The sequence below is a fragment of the Thermus brevis genome (assembly GCF_026427635.1).
GTDB lineage: Bacteria > Deinococcota > Deinococci > Deinococcales > Thermaceae > Thermus > Thermus antranikianii.
On record NZ_CP102606.1, the window covers coordinates 1,842,620 to 1,862,197 of the forward strand.

The following is a 19,578-nucleotide window of genomic DNA, read 5'->3' on the forward strand; positions in this document are numbered from 1 at the left end:
ATGCTAAAGGCCAGGATGGGCAACCCTGGATCCCGCCTCCGCGTGCTGATCGCCGACGACCACCCCCTCTTCCGCCTGGGGCTTAGGGCGGGCCTCGAGGGGGAAGGGCTCGTGGTGGTGGCCGAGGCCCAGGATGGGAAGGAGGCCTTGGAAAAGACCCTGGCCCTGAACCCGGAAGCGGTTCTCTTGGACCTGAGGATGCCCGTATTGGATGGGCTAGAGTGCACCCGTATGCTCCGGAAGAAGGGGTATTCCGGCCTCATCGCCCTCCTCACCACCTACCAGGAGCCCGCCCTGGTGCGGGAAGCGTTTTTGGCCGGGGCTGACGCCTACTTTTCCAAGGAGCTCTCCGCTCCCGAGCTCAAAAGGCGCCTTCTCCGCGTGGCCCAGGGGGAGGAAAAACTGAAGCCCCCCGACCTGCCCAGCCTCACCTCGAGGGAGGAGGAAGTCCTCCGCCTCCTGGCCCAGGGCCTTTCCGTGAAGGAGATGGCCAAGGCCCTGGGCCTTTCCCCGGACACGGTGAAGGACCATCTGGAAAGCCTCTACGGCAAGCTCCTGGCCCGAAACCGGGTGGAAGCCCTGGAAAAGGCAAGGTCCCTGGGATTCCTGGCGAAGAAATAAGGAAGGGCGGGCAAACCCACCCTTCCCATAGCCCCCCGTTTACTCGGCGGAGGGTTCCCCTTCGGAAGCCGCCTCTGTAGCGCCCTGGGCAGCTTCCGCCTCCTCCTTGGCCACCCGGGCCCTTTCCTGGTCCTGGCCGATGCGCTTGCGGTCGGCGCGGAGCTTGCGGCGGATCTCCCTTTCGGAAAGCTCGCGGATGAAGTAGAGCTTGGCCCGCCGGGCCCGGCCCCGCTGGACGATCTCGATCTTCTCGATGAGGGGGGAGTTCAGGGGGAAGATGCGCTCCACCCCCACGCCGTAGCTCACCTTGCGCACGGTGAAGCTGGTGTTGTACCCGTTCCGCTTGATCTTGATGACGATGCCCTCAAAGTTCTGCACCCGGGTGCGGTTGCCTTCCTTTACCCGGTAGGCCACCCGCACGGTGTCGCCGGGCCGGAACTCCGGGAGATCGGTGCGGGTATACTTGGCCTCTACTACCTTAAGCAGCGCTCCTCGGTTCATGTTCTCCTCCCTCCCAGAGGAACCCCGAGGGGTTCATGGGCAACAGACCTAAGTCTAGCCCTCGCGGTCCATTTCCGCAAGCCAGGCCACCTCGAGGGGCCCGAGCCTGGCCTCCCGCACCAGCTCCGGCCTCACGGCAAGGGTCTTCCTCAGGGCTTCCTGCCTGCGCCACCGGTCCACCTCCGGGTGGTTCCCCGAAAGGAGAACCTCCGGCACCCGAAGCCCGCGGAACTCCGGGGGGCGGGTGTAGTGGGGGTGGTCCAGGAGCCCGCGGACAAAGGAATCCCTCCGGTGACTTTCCGGATCCCCGATCACCCCGGGAACAAGCCGGGCGGTGGCCTCCAGCACCGCCAAGGCCGCCACCTCCCCCCCCATGAGCACGTAATCCCCAATGGAAAGGGAGCGGGTCACAAAGGCCTCCACCCGGGCGTCAAACCCCTCGTACCGCCCGGAAAGAAGGACCAGGTGATCCCTTTGGGCCAGCTCCTCCGCCACCCGTTGGGTGAAGGGTTCCCCCGCCGGGGAAAGGAGGATCACCTCATCCGCAGGTAGAACGGCCTCCAAGGCGGCCACCGCCACATCCGGGCGGATCACCATCCCCGCCCCGCCGCCATAGGGGGTGTCGTCCACGGTGCGGTGCCGCCCCAGGCCATAGGCCCTGAGGTCCACCACCTCCACCTGGATGAGAGCCCGCTCCTGGGCCTTCTTCAGGAGGGATTCCGAAAGCCAGGGGCGTATGAGGCCGGGGAAAAGGGTGAGGATAGTGTAGCGCATTCAGTCAAAGAGGCCGGGGATGGGCTCCACGTGGATGCCCTCCTCCTCCACCCGCACGTAGGGCGCCTGCAGGGGTACCAGGCGCTCCGTCTGGTCGCGAAGCCTTTCCCCCACGCCCTTGATCACCAGGACATCCTGGGCTCCTGCGTCCAGGATGTCCACCACCTCCCCCATCTTCAAGCCCCCCACGTAAACGGGTAGGCCAATCAGGGCAAAGTAGTAGTACCGGCCCTCCTCGAGGGGGGGAAGTTCCTCCACCTCGGCATACACCCGGAGGCCCACCAAGGGCTCGGCCAGCTCCCGGCTGGAAACCCCTGCCAGGTGAACCACCAGGTCATCCCCCACCTGGTAGAGATCCTCCACCGCCCGCCAGCCATGCCCCTCCACGTAGACCCGCTCCAGGTGAGCCACCACCGGCTCACCCCGGAACTTCAGACCCCCGCGCAGGGCATAGGGGGCACCGAACCGACCGATCTCCACCAGGCGCATCCCTAATCCATTATGCCAAAGCCCCGCGGGCCTAGCGCACCTCCACCCCCACCTTGCGCTTGGCGTAGGCTCGCACCAGGGTACGGATGGACTCGATGACCCGGCCCTGCTTGCCGATGAGCCGGCCCTTATCCTCAGGGGCCACCTCCACCACGTAAAGGGGACCTTCCCGGGTACGCCTTTCCTGCACCCGGACCCGCTCCGGCTGGTCCACCACACTCTTGGCCAAATACTCCACCAAGTCCTTCATGGCCCCATGTTAAGGCAAAGGCGCCGGGTGGGTACACCCACCGGCGCCCTCAGGGGCCCTAACCCCTAGCCTTCCTTCCGGAAAACCCCCGCCTGCCGGAGAAGCCTCCGGGCGGTGTCCGTGGGCTGGGCCCCCACGGAAAGCCAGTACTTGGCCCGCTCCACGTCCACCTTCAGCCACTCGGGAGTGGTCTTGCGGGGATCGTAGTACCCGATCTTTTCGATGTAGGCGCCGTCGCGCTTTCTGCGGCTATCGGTGACCACGATGCGGTAGTGAGGGTTGTGCTTGGAGCCGAAACGAGAAAGTCGGATCTTTACCATTCTTTCCTACCTCCTGAACATTCCCATGAGTCCCCGGCCCTTGTTCTTCTCCAGGGACTTCATTAGGGCCTTGGTTTCCTCGAAGGCCTTGATGAAGCGGTTGATCTCCTGCACGCTGGTGCCGCTTCCCCTGGCGATGCGCTTGCGCCGGGAGGCGTTTAGGATGCGGGGGTCCTTTCGCTCCTCGGGGGTCATGGAAAGAACGATGGCCTCCAGGCGCTTGATGGCCTTATCGTCCACCTGGACCCCAGCGGGCAAGGCCTTACCCACCCCGGGAAGCATGGCGAGGATCTCCGAGAAGGAGCCCAGGCGCTTCAAGTTCTGCATCTGCTTGAGGAAGTCCTCCAGGGTGAGCTCCTTGGCGGACTTGGGGGTTTCGGCCTCGAGGCCCGCAGCCCGAACCTTCTCCGCCAGGGTGGCCACATCCCCCATGCCCAGGATCCGGCTCGCCAGCCGGTCGGGGTAGAAGGGTTCCAGGCCCTCGGGGCGCTCGGAAACCCCGGCGAAGTAGATGGGCTTCCCCGTCACGTGCCGGGCGGAGAGGGCCGCCCCACCCCGGGCATCCCCATCCAGCTTGGTGAGGATGAGCCCCGTGACCCCCACCCGCTCGTCGAAGGCCTTGGCCACCGAAAGGGCCTCCTGGCCCGTCATGGCATCCAGGACCAGGAGCACCTCGTCAGGGTTCATGGCCTCCTTGAGGCGGGCAAGCTCCGCCATCAAGGGCTCGTCGATCTGCAGGCGCCCGGCGGTGTCCACCAGGATGAGGTCGCGAACCTCCTGCCTGGCCCTCTCCTCCACCCTACGGCGGATGGACTCGGGGCTCTCCCCATCCTGCACCTCCAGGACCGGGACCCCGATCTTTTCCCCCAGGATGCGAAGCTGCTCCCGGGCTGCCGGGCGCTGGGTGTCGGCCGCCACCAGCAGGGGCCTCCTTCCCTTCCCCTTGTAGAAAAGGGCCAGCTTGGCCGCGGTGGTGGTTTTCCCGGAGCCCTGGAGGCCCACCAGGAACCACAGGTTCTGGTTCTTCAGGGTGGGGAAGCGGGGTTCCCCGCCCAAGGCCTCCTTCAGGGCCTCGTAGACCGTGGCCAGCACCACCTCGGCCGGGGTAAGGCTTTCCAGGACCTTCTGGCCCAGGGCCTTCTCCCGGACGCTTTCCACAAAGGCCCTCGCCACCTCCAGGTTCACGTCGGCGTCCATCAGGGCCCGACGGATCTCCCTGAGGGTGGCCTTCAGGTCCTCCTCGGTGATACGGCCCCGTCCCCTTAAGCGGTCTATGGCCTCCTGCAGTCTTCCCGCCAGCTTCGCAAACATGAGCCTCCCGGCCGCCAGGCCGGGCTTTAGAATAGGCCAGACCCCTTGAGCGTGTCAACCTCAATTTTTCCCACATTTCTAGTGGGCACGGTTGACGGCCCCGACCGGGAACCCTAGGCTAAGGAAGGTATGCTAGGGGCTTTGCCCTCGAGTCCTAGGCCCTGAAGGCCGCCCAGCAGGCGGCCTTCGGGTGAAAGGAGGCCGCCTGTGGAGACGACCCTTTCCCCTCTGCGCCAAGCCCTGCAAGAAGGCGACACCCTGAAGCTACAGAGGCTCCTGGAGGAAACCCATCCCCAGGACCTTTTGGCCGTGTGGGATGACCTCGAGGGGGAGCACCGCTATGTGGTCCTCACCCTCCTTCCCAAGGACCGGGCCGCGGAGGTCTTCGCCAACCTCCCTGCGGAGGAGCAGGCGGAGTACTTGAAGACCCTTCCCCCCTGGCGGGTGCGGGAGCTCTTGGAGGAGCTCTCCCTGGACGACCTGGCCGACGCCCTCCAGGCGGTGGAGGAGGAAGACCCCGACCTAGCCCGCCGCCTTAAGGAGGCCCTGGACCCCGAGACCCGGGCCGAGGTGGAGGAACTCACCCAGTACGAGGAGGACGAGGCAGGCGGCCTCATGACCCCCGAGTACGTGGCGGTGCGGGAGGGCATGACCGTGGAGGAGGTCATCCGCTTCCTGCGCCGGGCCGCCCCCGATGCGGAAACCATTTACTACATTTACGTGGTGGACGAGGCGGGCCGCCTCAAGGGGGTCTTGTCCTTGAGGGACCTCATCGTGGCCGACCCGAAGACCAAGGTGGCGGAGATCATGAACCCCAAGGTGGTCTTCGCCCGCACGGACACCGACCAGGAAGAGGTAGCCCGCCTCATGGCCGACTACGACTTCACCGTCTTGCCTGTGGTGGACGAGGACGGGGTGCTGGTGGGTATCGTCACGGTGGACGACGTGCTGGACGTTTTAGAAGAGGAAGCCACCGAGGACATCCACCGCTTAGCGGCGGTGGACGTGCCGGACCTGGTGTACAGCCAAGCCTCCCCCATCGCCCTCTGGATGGCCCGGGTCCGCTGGCTGGTGATCCTCATCCTCACGGGCATGGTGACCAGTTCCATCCTCCAGGGGTTTGAAAGCCTCCTGGAGGCCGCCACCGCCTTGGCCTTCTATGTCCCCGTACTCCTGGGCACGGGGGGCAATACCGGCAACCAGTCCGCCACCCTCATCATCCGGGCCCTGGCCACCCGGGACCTAGACCTCAGGGACTGGCGCCGGGTAATGGCCAAGGAAACCCTGGTGGGTAGCCTTCTCGGCCTCACCCTGGCCGCTTTACTCCTGGGTAAGGTTTTTCTGGACGGGCACGCCGCCTTGGCCCCGGCGGTGGGCTTGGCCCTTTTCCTCCTGGTGCTCTTCGCCAACCTGGTGGGGGCCATGCTCCCCGTGGTGTTAAGGCGCCTTGGCGTGGACCCGGCCTTGGTTTCCAATCCCCTGGTAGCCACCCTTTCCGATATCTCGGGCCTCCTCATCTACCTCTCGGTGGCCCGGCTTCTCTTGGATCTGGGATGACGCGGCTTCGCATGGTGGTGGAGTGGAGCAAGGGGAGCCCCTTCCGCTATGCCTGGAAGGAAGGGCACCTGGCCCTGGTGGCCATGGACCAACCGGCGCCGGTGAACTATGGCCTCATCCCTGGCCTCGTCAACCCCGCCGACGGGGAAGAGGTGGATGCGGTTTTCCTGGGACCTCCCCTTTCCCCGGGAACCCGGGTGGAGGGGGAAGTGGTAGGCATGGTGTGGCTGGCGGATGGGGACCACAAGATCCTCCTCGAGGCCCAGGGGCAAGGGCCAAGCCCAAGGGAAGCCCAAGAACTCCTCGCCTGGTTCCACCGAAGCCGCAAGCCCCTTCTCCTCGGCCCACAGGAGGCCAGGGACTGGCTGAAGGCGTTGCTCAGAGGATAAGCATAGCGTCCCCCAAAGAGTAAAACCGGTACCGCTCCGCCACCGCAAGCCGGTACGCCTCCATGGTCTTTTCGTAGCCCAGGAAGGCGGCCACCAGCATGAGCAGGGTGGAACGGGGCAGGTGGAAGTTGGTGAAAAGAGCGTCTATGACCTGGAAGGCATAGGGCGGGCGGATGAAAAGCCGGGTCTCCCCCATCCCCGGCACCACCCCCATCCCTTCCCGGAAGGCGCTCTCCAGGGCCCGGACCACGGTGGTGCCCACCGCCACCACCCTCCGGCCCTCCTTCTTGGCCCGGTTGATGGCTTCTGCGGTTTCCTCAGGGATTTCGTAGGGCTCGGGGTGCATCTCGTGTTCCTCGGGATCCCCCTTCACCGGGCGGAAGGTGCCGGGGCCCACGTGCAGGGTCAGGAAGCGGAGCTCCACCCCCATGCCCCTCAGGCGGGCCAGAAGCTCCGGGGTGAAGTGAAGCCCAGCGGTGGGGGCGGCCACGGAGCCCGGGCGCCTGGCGTACACGGTCTGGTAGCGTTCCGGAGGAATTTTGGCCTTGATGTAGGGGGGCAGGGGCACCTCCCCCACCTCCTCCAGGTGGGCCATCAGGTCCCCCTGGAAGCGGAGGAGCCGCACCCCATCCTCCTCCACCCCCACCACCTCCGCCTCGAGGTCCGGAACCACGCGGAGGTCCCGGGGAGATAGAAAGCGGAGCCTGGTGCCGGGCTTGGCCTTGCGGCCGGGCCCCACCAGGGCTTCCCAAAGCCCCGGAGTCCGTTCCCGCACCAGAAGCACCTCCACCCTTCCCCCCGTGGGCCTTTGGGCCAAGAGGCGGGCGGGGATTACCTTGCTCTCGTTAAACACCAGCACATCCCCCGGGCGAAGGTATTCGGGAAGGTCCCTGACCTGGCGGTGCTCCGCACGAAAAGGCCCTTCCCTATGGACCACCAGCATCCGGGCCCTATCCCGGGGTTCCACCCCCTCCTGGGCGATGAGTTCTTCGGGCAGGAAGTAGTCGTAGGCCTCGAGGCTCATCGCTCGGTGTTCTTGGGCTCCATGAAGGCATTCGGGATATCGGGAAGGTGCACGAAGCGGTCCACGGCATCGATGAGCTTCTGGGCGGTGGTCTCCCGGAAGGCGATCACCTCCACCCGGATGCCCCGTTCCATGAGGACCTCGAGGATCTCCACAAAGTCCCCATCCCCGCTTCCCAGGACCACCACGTCCAGGTGAGACATAAGCCTCACCATGTCCGCGGCGATGCCCATGTCCCAGTTCCCCTCGTAGATGGGCTTGCCACCCTCACCCACCTCCTTCACCGTGAGGTACATGCGCCGCACCCGGTAGCCGATGGTGGAAAGCTTGTAGATGAAGGGCCAGGCGGAGGTGTCCCCTTCCTTTTCCACCACGTAGGCGGTGGCCCGCACCAGACGCCTCCCCCCCACGGCAAAGCGCAGGAGGCTTTCAAAGTTCACGTTGCGCTCGTAGTAGTCCCGAGCGGAGTGGTAAAGGTTCTGGGTGTCCACGAAAACGCCCACCCGCTGGTCAGGATGCTGGCCAAGCTCCATCGGCCTCCATCTTAACCCGCATTTCTAAGGCCCGCCGCCACCCCCAGGATGGAGAGGAGAAGGGCCTTCTTCAAGGCCTCATCCTCCCGGCCCCCAGGAGCGCGGTAGCGGCGGAGAAGCTCCACCTGCACGAAGTTGATGGGGTCCACGTAGGGGTTGCGCAAGGCGATCTGCCTTTCCAAGGTCCTTTGGTTGTGAAGGAGGGGGGCCTGGAAGATGCTTTCCAGAAGCGCCACCGTCCTTTGGTACTCCTGGGCAAGGCTGTGGAAGAGGGAGTGTAGCTTTTCCGGCACCAGGCGCAGGTAAAGCTCCGCCACCCCCAGGTCCGCCTTGGCCAAGGCCATGGCGGCATTCTCCAAGGTGGTGGCGAAGAAGGGCCACTCCCGGTACATCCGCCTGAGAAGATCCAGGGGCAAGGCCTCCAAGGCCGTAAGCCCGTACCAGCCGGGCAGGAGCAGGCGCACCTGGGTCCAGGCCATCACCCAGGGAATGGCCCTGAGGTCGCGGATCTCCCGCACCCGGCCGTGGCGGTACACAGGGCGGCTGGCGATCGGGAGTTCCCCGATCTCCCGGATGGGGGTGAAGGCCTCGAAAAAGGGGAAGAAACCCTCCTGGGCCAAAAGGGCCCGGTAGCGGCGCATGCTCTCCTCCCCTGCCCGCCACAAAGCCTCCCGCCACTCAGGTCTGGGCTCCACCCCCTCACCCAAGGCCGCCTGGGCGAAGTGAAAGAGAAGTTGCTCCAGGTGGCGCACGGCCAGCTCAGGATGGCTGTAGCGGTCCGCCAGGGCCTCCCCCTGCTCCGTGAGGCGGATGCGGTGCCCCACGCTCCTGGGGGGCAGGCTGGCGATGGCCCGGCCCGCAGGCCCCCCGCCCCGGGCGGTGGAGGTACCCCGGCCGTGGAAGAAGAAAACCGGCAGGCCGAAGCTCTGCCCCACCTTGGCCAAGGCCTCCTGGGCCTCGTAAAGGGCCAGGTTGGCAGCCAGGAAGCCAGCATCCTTATTGGAGTCGGAGTAGCCGATCATGATCTCCACCCCGCCCCGGCCCCGGGCGTGGGCCAGGAAGACGGGGTTTTGCAGAAGGCGGGTGAGCACCTCCGGGGCCCGGTGGAGGTCCTCGAGGGTCTCGAAGAGGGGCACCACATCCAGGGGCAAAGGGGCTCCCGGCCGGTAAAGCCCCACCTCCCGGGCGAGAAGGAACACGGCAAGGAGATCCCCGGGGTGGTGGGTCATGGACACCACGTGGGCCCCCTTGTCCCACCAGGCCCGAAAGGCCCCCAACGCCACCCGCAGGGCCTCCCCCTGGGGCTCATGGCCCACGGGCAAAAGAGGACGGGCGCTTCTCAGCTCCTCGGTGAGGAGGGCCTCCTGGGCCTCGGGGGGCAAGGAAAGGAAATCGGGGTGGACCCCCCCAACCCTGAGGAGTTCCGCCGCTGCCTCCAGGAGTTTCCCGGACTCCTCCCTCAGGTCCAAGGGCGCAAGCTCCAGGCCGAAGGCGAAAAGGCGGGCCTCGAGGGGACAGAGGAAGGAGGCCGCCACCTGTTCCAGGCCCACGGAGGCCAGGCCCTCCTCCGCCACCCTCAGGGCTCGCAAAAGCTCCTCCGTGCTCGCCTCACCCTTCTCCAGGCGGGCATAAAGCCTGGCGAAGAACCGCCGGTAGGGCTCCCCGGGGAAGCGCTCCGTTCCCTCCCCTCCCTCCCGCACCCCCCTGGGCACGGGAACTTTAGTTTCGGAAAGGGAAAGGTCCCGCACCAGGTTTTCCAGTTCCAGCAAAAACCGCTCCCGGGCCACCTGGCGGGCATATCGGGCGGCAAAGGCGGTCACCTCAGGGGTGACGAAGGGGTTGCCATCCCGGTCCCCCCCGATCCAGCTCCTGAAGCGCACCGGGCTCTTCAGGCGGGGACGCCTGCCATAGACCTTCTCCAGGGCGGCCTCGAGGCCCTCCACCACCCGGGGTACCGCCTGCCAGAGGGTGGTGGGCAGGTAGTAGAGCCCGCCCTTGATCTCGTCCTCCACCGTGGGCCTGGCCTTGGGCACCTCCTCGGTGGCGTAGAGCAGGGCCACCCTGGCCGCCAAGCGGGAACGGTCTTGGGCCTCCAGCTCCTCCTGTAACTTTTCCAGATGGTGCCTTAGGGTCCGCCTGCGGGTCTCTGTAGGATGGGCAGTAAAGGTGAGCCATAGCTCCAGGCGGTTCAGGTGGGCCTCCACCTCTTCCAGGGAAAGCCCCCTTTCCTTCAACGCCCTGGCCAGGGCCAAGAAGCCCTCGGGCCTCGGGTTCTCCGGGGTTTCCGCCTGGGCCCTAAGGCGGTTCACCCGCACCCGGTGCCTCTCCTCCGCCAGGTTTACCAGGTGGAAGTAATGGGTAAAAGCCCGCACCAGGGCCTCGGCCTCCTCGAGGGAAAGCCCCTCCACCCGCTTCAAAAGGGTGGCCCTCGCTCCTTCGTCCCCCTGTCGTCGGGCCTTGGATAGGAGGCGCACCTCCTCCACCAAGGCGAAAAAACGCTCCCCCGAAACCGCCCGGATGGCCTCGCCCAGAAGGCGGCCTAAAAGGTCCACCTCCGCCCGCAATAGGTCAAAGGTATCCTCCTTCGCAGGCTTCACGGCTCCTCCCACACGTAAGGGCCTATGGAAACCCCTTTGCCGCCCTCCAAAACCAGCTCGGTGGCGTGGAAGCGCGCCCTTCCCTGGGCAGCCCGAAAAGGCTGGGGCCTACCCGTAAGGAAGCGGGCCAGGAAGGTCTCCACCTCCCCGCCGATGATGGATGCATACGTGCCGGTCATGCCCACGTCGGTCTGGTACAGGGTGCCCTTCGGCAGGCGCATGGCATCCAGGGTGGGCACATGGGTGTGGGTGCCCAGCACGGCCGTGACCCGCCCATCCAGGTAGTGGGCCAGGGCCATCTTCTCGCTGGTGGCCTCGGCATGCACCTCCACCAGGATGTAATCCGCCTTCTCCTGGGCTAAAAGGGCATCCAGGGCGCGGAAGGGATCGTCCAGGGGATCCATGAAGATCCGGCCCATCACCTGCACGAAGAGAAGGCTCTCCCCACCTGCGCTAAGCCGCCACCACCCCCACCCGGGGGTGCCAGGAGGGTAGTTGAGGGCCCGCACCACGGGCTCCCGTTCCAAGAGCTCGTAGACCTCCTTGTGATCCCAAGCGTGGTTTCCCAGGGACACCAGGTCCACCCCCGCCTCGCGTAGGAGGCGGTAGGAACGCCGGTCCAGACCCTTACCCCGGGCGGCGTTCTCCCCGTTGGCTATGACCAGGTCGTACTGGTCCCGGATGTCCGGCAGGTGGAGGCTCACCGCCCTCAGGCCGGGCTCGGCCATCACGTCGCCGATGAAGAGAACCCGCATGGGGGCATTATACGCACCCATGCGGGTCCTTTCAGGTTCAGCCTACCTTGATGTACGCGTACCCCTTGGCCTGAAGTTCTCCCAAAGCCCCCACCCCGGAAGGCACCCACTTGAGGAACTCATCCGGACGAAGTTTGTCCTTGGGAATGTTGTTCCGGCTAAAGGTGATCTCGCAGAGGTAGTACTCCACTCCAAGCTGGGCAAGTTGCTTCACCCGGCTGAACAGGGCCTCCCGGTCGTACTGGGCCGAGGCCCAGGGGGTACCCTCAAGATCCTTGAGGAAAAACTGCACCCCGGCACCATGGGCCACCACCACGATCTTGATCTTGAAGGGATCGTTGTCGTACACGGACAGGTGGTTGCTGATGTTGGTCAGCATCTGTCCAAAGCGGTTGGGATCCCCGAAGTCCAGGTGGTAAACCACGGCCACCGGGGTTTCCTTCTTGAAGTCCTTGTAGGCCACCCGCTCGTTGGCCCGGGCCCCCAGCAGGGAACCCGCCCCCAGAAAAGCTCCTAACCTCAGCAGAAACCTGCGGTCCATGCTCCCTCCCTTCTATTGGGGGAAAGCGTACACCCCCCACATCTCCTCCGTCAAGGGTATGAAACACCCTAAGGATAAGCCCAGCCCCTCCAACGGGGGCTGGGCACTTATTCCAGGTTATCCCCAGGCTTTCCTCGAGCCGCTAGCCTATGCAGTGCGCTTCTGCAATAGATAAACCACCCCGTAGCCGATGGCCGCCAGGATCAGCAAGGGGATGGCGAACCGCAGAAGCTCCCAGATGAGGCCGGAAAGGGCCAGAAGCACCCGGCCCAAGAAGGTGAAGACCCATCCCCCCACCCAGAGGGCCAAAAGCACCCCCACCACCACCAAGAGGCCCAAAACCACCCATTCCAGGATGTCGCGCAGGCTCCGTTCCATACTCTCAGCATACACTGGAATGGTGGAGCGGTACCGCCTGGAGGAAGGCATTGTGGTGGGCCGGAAGGCCCTGCTTCAAGGGGACCTCCTTTTGCGGTTCCTCACTCCCAAAGGAAGCCTCGAGGCCGTGGCCCGCAAGGGGGTGCGCCCTTCGGGGCGCTCGGGCAGGCTCTCCCTGTTTCACCACGTGCGCTTCCAGCTTTACACCAAGGGGGAGGGCCTTCCCACCCTTACCCAGGCGGAGCTCCTCGGAAGGCTACACGGCCTGGAGGAACCCAGGCGCTTCCTTCTGGCCTCTTTTCTGGCGGAGCTCTCCTACCGCCTGGCCTCCCCGGAAGCCGCCCCCAGGATTTACCCGGTCTTCATCTCCGGCCTGAGGGGCATCGCCAAGCACCCCAGGCCCCTTCTGCCCCTGGTATGGGCGGGATGGCGGGTGGTGAAGGCGGGGGGCTTAAGCCCAAACCTTCTGGGGCCTGGCCTATACCTGAAGGCAGGCCGCCTGGTTCACGGGTCCGGCCCGTACGGGGAGGAGGGCATCTACCTGGGGGAAAAGGGCGTGGAGGCCCTCAGGGCCATCCTCCATCTTCCGGGTAGCGAGGCCCTTCCCTATCTGGAAGAGGCTCCCCTGGAAAGGCTATTCCTCGCCTTGAAACACCATGCGGAAGAGGCCCTAGGCCCCCTCAAGGCCACACCTGGGCTCACCGCCGAACTATAGGGGCTTGATCTCCAGGATGGTGTAGACCTGGGCTCCCTTCTTGCCCCTTATCTCCACCACGTCCCCCACCTTCTTACCCAAAAGGGCCTGGCCAAGGGGGGACTCGTCCGAGATCTTGCCGCTGAAGATATCCGCCTCGTGGCTACCCACGATGGCCAACGAAAGCCTTTCCCCGGATTCGGTTTCCAGCTCCACCTGGCAGCCCAGGGCCACCTGGTCGTAGGAACCATTCCCCTCCACCACCACCGCCCGGGCCAAGAGGTCTTCCAGCTGGGCGATGCGGGCCTCGTTCTGCCACATGGCCCGGCGCGCCTCGTCGTAACCGGCGTTCTCCCTTAAATCCCCTTCCTCCAGGGCCTGTTCAAAGTCGGCGGAAATCTCCTGCCGCTTGGTGGTCTTCAGGTGATGCAGCTCCTCCTGAAGGCGCCTAAAGCCTTCTGGGGTGAGGTAAACCGGCTTCTTCATTCCTTCCCTCCGTGTAAAAAGGGCACCAGCCCATGGCCATGGGCTGGAGGTACCGCTATTCAGTATAGCAGGCGGGAAGGAAGCGCTCCACCAGGGGAAGGAGCTCCTTGGGGGCCGGCCCCACGGGCAAAAGCCCCACCCCGCTTCCCGCCAGGAACAACACCCCCTTCGCTCCCTCCCGCTCTCCTCCCCGGCGGCGCAGGGCCTGGTGGGGGGGAAGAGGAGGGGGCGCAGCCAGGGGAAGCTCCCAGGGGTAAAGCCGCGCCCGCTCCACCCGAAGGCCCATCTCCCGGGCTACCCGGGCCACCTTTTCCCGGGTGATGCCCTCGAGGCCCCCCTCCAGCAGGAAGAGCGCTCCCTCCCGGTAAAGAAGGGGGCTGGTGCGGCTTCCATCCACCACGTACCCCTCGCTGTCCTGCAAAAGCCCTTCAAAGGCTCCCTGTCCTTCCGCTTCCTTCTGGGCCAGGCGGTAGGGCAGGTAGTTTCCGGTCTTGAAGCGGCCAAGGTCCGGATGCACCCGGTAAGGGGTGAGGAGAACCCGAACCCCCTCCTCGTAAGCGGTCAAGGGAGGTGGCGAGTAGGGACGGGCCTCGGAAAGCCACACCCCCTCCCCCACGGTGAAGCGGAGGCGGAAACAGGGAAGGTGGGCGAACTCCTTGGCCAGGGCCTCGAGGTCCTTCAAAAACACTTCATTCCCTGGGTAGGGAAGCCCCAAGGCCAAAGCATGCCGGCGCAGGCGAAAAAGATGCTCCTCCAGCCAAAGGGGTCGGCCCCTTTCCACCCGCAAGGTGGTGAAGACGCTCATCCCGTGGTACAAAAAGCCCTCGGGCAAGGGTTCGCGGAAGGGCACCCCCTTCAGGAGGACCTGCCTCATGCCTCCTCCAAGAACCGCGCCAGAAGCTCCATCCCCCATGGGGAAAGGATACTCTCCGGATGGAACTGCACGCCGTAGGCCCGCCTGCCATCCCAGATGGCCATGGGCACCCCATCTTCCGTCCAGGCCAGGAGGCGCACCCCTCTGGGAAGGTTTCTTATGGCCAAGGAGTGGTAGCGGGCAAAGGGAAGGGGGTTGGGCAGGCCCCGAAAGAGGCCTTCTCCCCGGTGGTGGATGGCATGGGCCTCCCCGTGCACGGGGGCTTCCCGGTAGAGTTCAGCCCCCAGGGCCACCCCCAGGGCCTGGTGGCCCAGGCAAACCCCGAGGAAGGGAACACCCTCCTCCAGGGCCCTTCGGGTCCACTCCAAGACCCTTCCCGCCGTAAAGGGGTCCTTGGGCCCTGGCCCCACCACCAGGTGGCTGAATCCCCGGAGGTTCGGAGGCTCCTCCTGGTCTACCACGGCCACCTCCGCCCCCAGGGCCCGCAGGTAGTCCACCAGGTTGTAGCTGAAGGAATCGCGGTTTTCCAGGAAAAGCACCCGGGCCCTCACCCTCCTTGGAGGAGGGGGCGGGACCCAGGAAGCCATGGGCTTGGGAGGCAAAGGCTTGACCCCAGGCCGGCCCCGGTTCAGGGCCAGAAGGAGGCTTTCCGCCTTGTAGAGGGTTTCCTGGTACTCCGCTTCCGCTTCCGAGGCGATGACGATGCCCGCCCCCGCAGAGAAATACACCTCCTCCCCCACCCTCTGGAAGGAGCGGATGAGGATGTTGAAATCCACCCCCCGACCCGACACGTACCCCAGGCTTCCCGTGTAAGCCCCCCTTGGCACAGGCTCCAGCTCCCGTATGGCCTCCATCACCGTTCCCTTAGGAGCTCCGGTGATGGTGCCTCCCGGGAATAAGCTGGCGAAGACCTGGCCCAGGGAGGCCCGGGTGTAGCCTTCCACCTGGGAAACCAGGTGCATCACGTGGGCGTAGCGCTCCACGGTGAAAAGCTCCTGCACCCTCACCGTGCCCGGCAGGGCCACCCTGGCCAGGTCGTTGCGGAGAAGATCCACCAGCATGGCGTGCTCGGCCCACTCCTTGGGGGAGGCAAGGAGGTCCTTTTCCAAAGCCAGATCCTCCGCCTCCGTCTTCCCCCGGGGCCGGGTTCCCGCAATGGGCCGGGCCAGGACCCGGCTACCCACCTTTTTAAAAAGCCTCTCCGGGCTACCCGAAACCACCGCCCATCCCTCCCCCTCCACAAGCCCCATGAAAGGGGAAGGGTTTAAGGAGCGGAGGCGGGCGTAGAGGAGGAGGGGATCCACACTCCCGAGGAGCCGGAAACGATGGGAGAGGTTCACCTGGTAGACCACCCCGGCCCGGATCCTTTCCTGGACTGAAAAAACCCCCTCGAGGAAAGCCTCCCTAGGGAAGTCGGACGCCAAAGGGTGGTGGGGCAAGGGAGGGGGGTTGTAGGGGAGGGGCCTCAAGGGGAAGGAAGGGGTTTCCACCAGCCGCCCCTCGAGGAGGGCAAATCCCTCGGGGTAATAGAAAAAAGCGGCCTCGGGAAGGCCAGGAAGGGGCTTGTGGGTGGAGAGGCCCAGGTGGCGGGCAAACTCGTAGGCGAAAAACCCTATCCAGGCAGGAAAAGACCCTCTTCCCAGGCCTTTCTCCAGGTAGGCGAAGATGTCCAGGGCCTCTCCTACCCGCCTTCCATCCAGGTAAAGCCAGCCCTCCCACACCTCGAGGCGGTGCGCTGGCCTTAAGCCCAAAAGGGAAAGCCGGGAAAAGGGCGCCCTTATCCCCAAGGATTCCAGCAGGGCTGGCCGTAGGCCTAGGCTCCTGGCGGCGTGGTAAAGGCCCAGCACGGGGCCAAGTATACCGGGCTTGGGGGGATGGCCAGATTCCGCTTCGCCAGGGAGGCCTACCTCAAGGCCGGGAGCAGGCTCCCCTTTAATCCACGTTGAAATACCGCGCCTCCGGGTGGTGGACCACGATGGCGCTGGTGGCGTGTTCGGGATCCAGCTGGAAGTTCTCCGTGAGGCGCACCCCAACCCTGCTGAAGTCCATGAGCCGGTCCAGCTTGGCCTGGTCCGCCAGGTCCGGGCAGGCGGGATAACCAAAGGAGTAGCGGGCTCCCTGGTAGCCCTGCTGGAAGAGCTTGCGGATCTCCGTGGCATCCTTCCCGGCGATGCCCCACATCTGGCGCATCCTTTTGTGCCAGTACTCCGCCAGAGCCTCGGTCATCTCCACGCTGAAGCCATGCACGAAAAGGTAATCCTGATAGGCCCCAGCCTCAAAAAGCGCCTTGGCCTTCCTGGAAGGCTCCTCCCCCATGGTTACCAGCTGCACCCCCAGGACATCCCTGGCCCCCGCTTCATAAGCAGGAAGCCACCTATCTTCATCCGCCAAAGGAGGAGCGAAGCGAGGACGGAAGTAGTCCACCAGGCTGAGGCCCCCGCCCTTCTGCCGGGGGAAGGCAAAGCGTTCCAAAACCTCCCCGGTCTTGGGGGAGAACACCAAAAGCTCCCCCCCTTCCCGGGCCACGGGAAAGAAGCCGTAGAGGACCTTGGGCCTGAGCCACCCCTCCTCCATGGCCTCCCTAAGTAGCCTCCGGAAGACCGGCTCCGCTTCCCGCTCCACCAAAGCCTGCCACTCTTCCCGGGTGAGGCCCCTGCGGCTATACCCCCACTGGCCGCGGAAAAGGGCCAGCTTGTTCACATAGTGGGCGATGGTGGCCAGGTCCAGGTTCTCCTCCACCCGCACCCCGAAGAAGGGGGGGCGGGGCACGGAAGGAGCCTCCCCCACAGGCTTAGCCTTGGGTACCGCCTTGGGAGCCTCCACCCTGGGCTTTTGGGCCTCCTTCCTCACCGAGGTGGCCTCCCCGCTGGTGAGGGCTTCCATGAGCCTAAGGCCCTCAAAAGCATCCTCCGCGTAGTACACGTTGGGGTAGATGGCCTTAAGCTCCTCCACATAGGAGCGGGTGAGGGCCGCCCCCCCCAGGATCACCGGCAGGGTATACCCCCTATCCCGCATGTACTCCAGGTTCTCCTTCATGACCACGGTGCTCTTAACCAGGAGGCCGGACATGCCCACCGCATGGGGCTTGTGCTCCTCCACCGCCTTCAGGATCTCCTCGATGGGCACCTTGATGCCCAGGTTGATCACCTGGTAGCCGTTGTTGGTGAGGATGATATCCACCAGGTTCTTGCCGATATCGTGCACATCCCCCTTCACCGTGGCCAAGACCATCTTGCCCCGGCCCTCGCCCCGCCGTTCCATGTGGGGTTCGAGGTGGGCCACCGCCCGCTTCATCACCTCGGCAGCCTGGAGGACGAAGGGAAGCTGCATCTTTCCTGCCCCGAAAAGCTCCCCCACCTCCTTCATGCCCGAAAGAAGAGGGCCGTTGATGAGGTCCAGGGGTTTATGGCCTTCCCGCAAGGCCTCGTCCAGATCCGCCTCGAGGCCCCCTTTCCTTCCCTCCACCACCCGGCGCTTCAGCCTCTCCAGAACGGGCAGGGCCTGGAAGGCATCCTCCTTGAGGGCCGGGTCCTCCCGGTGGGTTTCAAAGTAGCCCATGAAGGCCAAGAGGGGGTCAAATCCCTCCCGCCTCCGGTCATAGATCAGGTCCAGGGCCAGGGCATAGGCCTCCTCGGGAATCTGGCTTATGGGAAGGATCTTGCCCGCATCCACAATGGCGGCGGTGAGACCCTTCTTACGGGCTTCGTCCAGGAAGACCGAGTTGAGAACCCGCCTGGCCCGGGGCTTCAGGCCGAAGGACACGTTGGACACCCCCAGGATGAACCCCACCCCGGGAAGCCTCTCCCTTAGCTCCTCCATGGCCAAAAGGGTTTCCCTGGCCAAAGGGCGGCTTTCCTCGTCCCCTTGCGTGATGGGGAAGGTGAGGAGGTCAAAGAGGAGGTCCTCCGGGCGGAAACCGTGGTGCTCGGTGAGGCGCTCGTACATGCGCAAGGCCACCCGCACCTTCTCCTCTTGGGTTTTGGCCATGCCCTTTTCGTCGATGGTGAGGACCACCAAGGCCGCCCCGTGGGCCTTGGCCAGGGAGGCCACCCGGTCAAACTTCTCCAGGCCGTCCTCGAGGTTAGCGGAGTTCAAAAGGACCCGGCCTGGAAGGTGTTTAAGGGCAAACTCCATGGCCAAAGGGGAGGTGGAGTCCACCATGAAGGGCACGGTGACCGCGGTGGCCAAGTGAGGAAGGAGCCAGGCGAGATCCTGAAGCTCATCCCTTCCCGTCCAGGCCACGGAGAGGTCCAAGGCGTGGGCCCCCTCCTCCACTTGTTCCCGGGCCAGGGCCAGGATGCCCTCGAGGTCCCGGGCAAAGAGCATCTCCCGAAACCGTTTGCTCCCCGTGGCGTTCAAGCGCTCCCCCACCAGGAAAACGCTTGCTTCCTGGCGGAGAGGAACCGCCTGATAGAGGGAGGCCACCTGGGGGGGGAAGGTTTCCTTTCGCTTGGGAGCAGGTTTTCCCTTCACCACTTCCGCCACCTTGCGGATGTGCTCCGGCCCCGTGCCGCAACACCCCCCCACGGCGTTCACCCCGTACTCGGTCACGAACTTGAGGTGCCACTTGGCCAGCTCCTCCGGGGTGAGGTCGTAGACCACCTTCCCCCCCTCGTTCCGGGGCAGGCCGGCGTTGGGCAGGCAGCTCACGAAGCGGGTGGCGTTCTCGGCGAAGTAGCGGATCTTGGCGTCCATAAGGTCGGGGCCCGTGGCGCAGTTCATGCCCACCACATCGATGGGCAGGCTCTCCAAGACCGCCAGGGCCGCCTGCTCGTCCGTACCCACCAGCATGGTGCCCGTGGCCTCCATGGTCACCTGTACCTGCAAGGGTACTTCCCTGCCCACCTCGGCCATGGCCTCCCGGGCCGCCAGGACCGCACAGCGCACCTGCAGGATGTCCTGGGCGGTTTCCAGAAGGATCAGGTCCACCCCGCCCCTAAGAAGCCCCCGCACCGCCTCCTTATAGGCGGCAAAGAGCGCATCCCAGGAGATCTGGCCCAGGGAGATGAGCTTGGTGCCCGGTCCCAAGGCCCCCGCCACAAAGGCCCCGTAGGGCTCGGCTACCTCCTTGGCGATCCTGGCTCCCAGATAGGCTAGCTCCTCCGCCTTCTCGCCCAAACCATACTCGGCCAGCACATGGCGCAGGGCACCGAAGGTATTGGTCTCGATCACCTCCGCCCCGGCCTCGAGGTAAGCCCGGTGAATCTCCTGGACGACCTCGGGTCGGGTTAGGTTCAGCACCTCAGGGCAGCCGTAGTAGGCCTCTCCCCCGTAGTCCTCCGGGGTGAGGTGGCGCTTTTGCAGCTCGGTACCCATGGCCCCGTCAAAGACGAGGGGTCTCTGCAAGAGGGCCTTAAGGTAAGGGAACTTCTCTGCCCGGGCCTCCTTGTTGTAACCCAACCGCACCAAGGGGGCATCCCCAAACCCCGCCCCTCCAAGGTGGTGGCGGCAACCAGGGCTACAGGTGTGGACCTCCACCATATC

20 protein-coding genes are annotated in these 19,578 nt (G+C 65.2%); 4 read left to right on the forward strand and 16 right to left on the reverse strand.

Annotation, left to right across the window (positions count from 1 at the left end):
* Entirely contained in the window at positions 1–621 is a 621-nt protein-coding gene (locus KQ693_RS09905) for a response regulator (protein ID WP_267261139.1), read from the forward strand.
* A 39-nt stretch (positions 622–660) separates the two neighbouring features.
* Here KQ693_RS09905 and rplS read toward each other — a convergent pair whose 3' ends face one another.
* The 6 genes from rplS to ffh all read right to left on the reverse strand — a co-directional run bounded on the left by rplS (position 661) and on the right by ffh (position 4,266).
* Positions 661–1,122: a 50S ribosomal protein L19 gene (rplS, locus tag KQ693_RS09910; RefSeq protein WP_015717275.1), complete on the reverse strand. Its 462-nt coding sequence runs from the start codon at positions 1,120–1,122 to the stop codon at positions 661–663.
* Positions 1,123–1,176: 54 nt separating this feature from the next.
* Positions 1,177–1,896: a tRNA (guanosine(37)-N1)-methyltransferase TrmD gene (gene trmD / locus KQ693_RS09915; RefSeq protein WP_267261140.1), complete on the reverse strand. Its 720-nt coding sequence runs from the start codon at positions 1,894–1,896 to the stop codon at positions 1,177–1,179.
* Positions 1,897–2,385, reverse strand: a complete 489-nt coding sequence (gene rimM, locus KQ693_RS09920) for a ribosome maturation factor RimM (RefSeq protein WP_019550148.1) — start codon at positions 2,383–2,385, stop codon at positions 1,897–1,899.
* A gap of 31 nt (positions 2,386–2,416) precedes the next feature.
* Positions 2,417–2,635 (reverse strand): KH domain-containing protein, encoded by a 219-nt coding sequence (locus tag KQ693_RS09925; RefSeq protein WP_015717278.1) that lies wholly within the window; start codon positions 2,633–2,635, stop codon positions 2,417–2,419.
* 65 nt (positions 2,636–2,700) lie between these two features.
* Positions 2,701–2,955 carry a 30S ribosomal protein S16 gene (rpsP, locus tag KQ693_RS09930; protein ID WP_015717279.1) on the reverse strand — a complete coding sequence of 85 codons (255 nt, stop codon included), beginning with the start codon at positions 2,953–2,955 and terminating at the stop codon, positions 2,701–2,703.
* A gap of 6 nt (positions 2,956–2,961) precedes the next feature.
* The gene (gene ffh / locus KQ693_RS09935; RefSeq protein ID WP_038031469.1) at positions 2,962–4,266 is read right to left on the reverse strand and encodes a signal recognition particle protein; all 1,305 of its coding nucleotides are present in this window, start codon (positions 4,264–4,266) and stop codon (positions 2,962–2,964) included.
* 207 nt (positions 4,267–4,473) lie between these two features.
* Between ffh and mgtE the strand changes: the two genes are divergently transcribed.
* Positions 4,474–5,823: a magnesium transporter gene (gene mgtE, locus KQ693_RS09940; protein ID WP_267261141.1), complete on the forward strand. Its 1,350-nt coding sequence runs from the start codon at positions 4,474–4,476 to the stop codon at positions 5,821–5,823.
* Positions 5,820–6,212, forward strand: coding sequence for an inorganic diphosphatase (locus tag KQ693_RS09945; protein WP_267261142.1), 393 nt, complete (start codon positions 5,820–5,822; stop codon positions 6,210–6,212). The genes mgtE and KQ693_RS09945 overlap by 4 nt, the downstream gene beginning before the upstream one ends.
* Here KQ693_RS09945 and queA read toward each other — a convergent pair.
* From queA to KQ693_RS09975, 6 genes are all read right to left on the reverse strand, one after another.
* On the reverse strand, positions 6,202–7,236 hold the full coding sequence (gene queA, locus KQ693_RS09950; protein ID WP_219759580.1) for a tRNA preQ1(34) S-adenosylmethionine ribosyltransferase-isomerase QueA: 1,035 nt from the start codon (positions 7,234–7,236) through the stop codon (positions 6,202–6,204). The genes KQ693_RS09945 and queA overlap by 11 nt on opposite strands.
* Positions 7,233–7,769: a LabA-like NYN domain-containing protein gene (locus tag KQ693_RS09955; protein WP_267261143.1), complete on the reverse strand. Its 537-nt coding sequence runs from the start codon at positions 7,767–7,769 to the stop codon at positions 7,233–7,235. Before KQ693_RS09955 ends, queA begins: the two co-directional genes overlap by 4 nt.
* Before the next feature lie 11 nt (positions 7,770–7,780).
* On the reverse strand, positions 7,781–10,366 hold the full coding sequence (locus KQ693_RS09960) for a phosphoenolpyruvate carboxylase (RefSeq protein ID WP_267261144.1): 2,586 nt from the start codon (positions 10,364–10,366) through the stop codon (positions 7,781–7,783).
* On the reverse strand, positions 10,363–11,121 hold the full coding sequence (locus KQ693_RS09965; RefSeq protein ID WP_267261145.1) for a TIGR00282 family metallophosphoesterase: 759 nt from the start codon (positions 11,119–11,121) through the stop codon (positions 10,363–10,365). Before KQ693_RS09965 ends, KQ693_RS09960 begins: the two co-directional genes overlap by 4 nt.
* 37 nt (positions 11,122–11,158) lie before the next feature.
* The gene (locus KQ693_RS09970; RefSeq protein WP_038031477.1) at positions 11,159–11,662 is read right to left on the reverse strand and encodes a DsrE family protein; all 504 of its coding nucleotides are present in this window, start codon (positions 11,660–11,662) and stop codon (positions 11,159–11,161) included.
* Positions 11,663–11,809: 147 nt separating this feature from the next.
* On the reverse strand, positions 11,810–12,040 hold the full coding sequence (locus tag KQ693_RS09975; RefSeq protein WP_267261146.1) for a hypothetical protein: 231 nt from the start codon (positions 12,038–12,040) through the stop codon (positions 11,810–11,812).
* 19 nt (positions 12,041–12,059) lie between these two features.
* Here KQ693_RS09975 and recO point away from each other — a divergent pair, with 19 nt between their 5' ends.
* Positions 12,060–12,755 carry a DNA repair protein RecO gene (gene recO, locus KQ693_RS09980; RefSeq protein WP_267261147.1) on the forward strand — a complete coding sequence of 232 codons (696 nt, stop codon included), beginning with the start codon at positions 12,060–12,062 and terminating at the stop codon, positions 12,753–12,755.
* Here recO and greA read toward each other — a convergent pair.
* The 4 genes from greA to metH form a co-directional block, all read right to left on the reverse strand.
* Positions 12,750–13,220, reverse strand: coding sequence for a transcription elongation factor GreA (greA, locus tag KQ693_RS09985; protein WP_015717289.1), 471 nt, complete (start codon positions 13,218–13,220; stop codon positions 12,750–12,752). The two genes, recO and greA, sit on opposite strands and share 6 nt — an antisense overlap.
* A gap of 55 nt (positions 13,221–13,275) precedes the next feature.
* Positions 13,276–14,094, reverse strand: coding sequence for an aminotransferase class IV (locus tag KQ693_RS09990; RefSeq protein ID WP_267261148.1), 819 nt, complete (start codon positions 14,092–14,094; stop codon positions 13,276–13,278).
* Positions 14,091–15,941 (reverse strand): chorismate-binding protein, encoded by a 1,851-nt coding sequence (locus KQ693_RS09995; RefSeq protein ID WP_267261149.1) that lies wholly within the window; start codon positions 15,939–15,941, stop codon positions 14,091–14,093. The genes KQ693_RS09990 and KQ693_RS09995 overlap by 4 nt, the downstream gene beginning before the upstream one ends.
* A gap of 85 nt (positions 15,942–16,026) precedes the next feature.
* Positions 16,027–19,575: a methionine synthase gene (gene metH, locus KQ693_RS10000; protein ID WP_267261150.1), complete on the reverse strand. Its 3,549-nt coding sequence runs from the start codon at positions 19,573–19,575 to the stop codon at positions 16,027–16,029.
* Positions 19,576–19,578 lie beyond the last annotated feature (3 nt).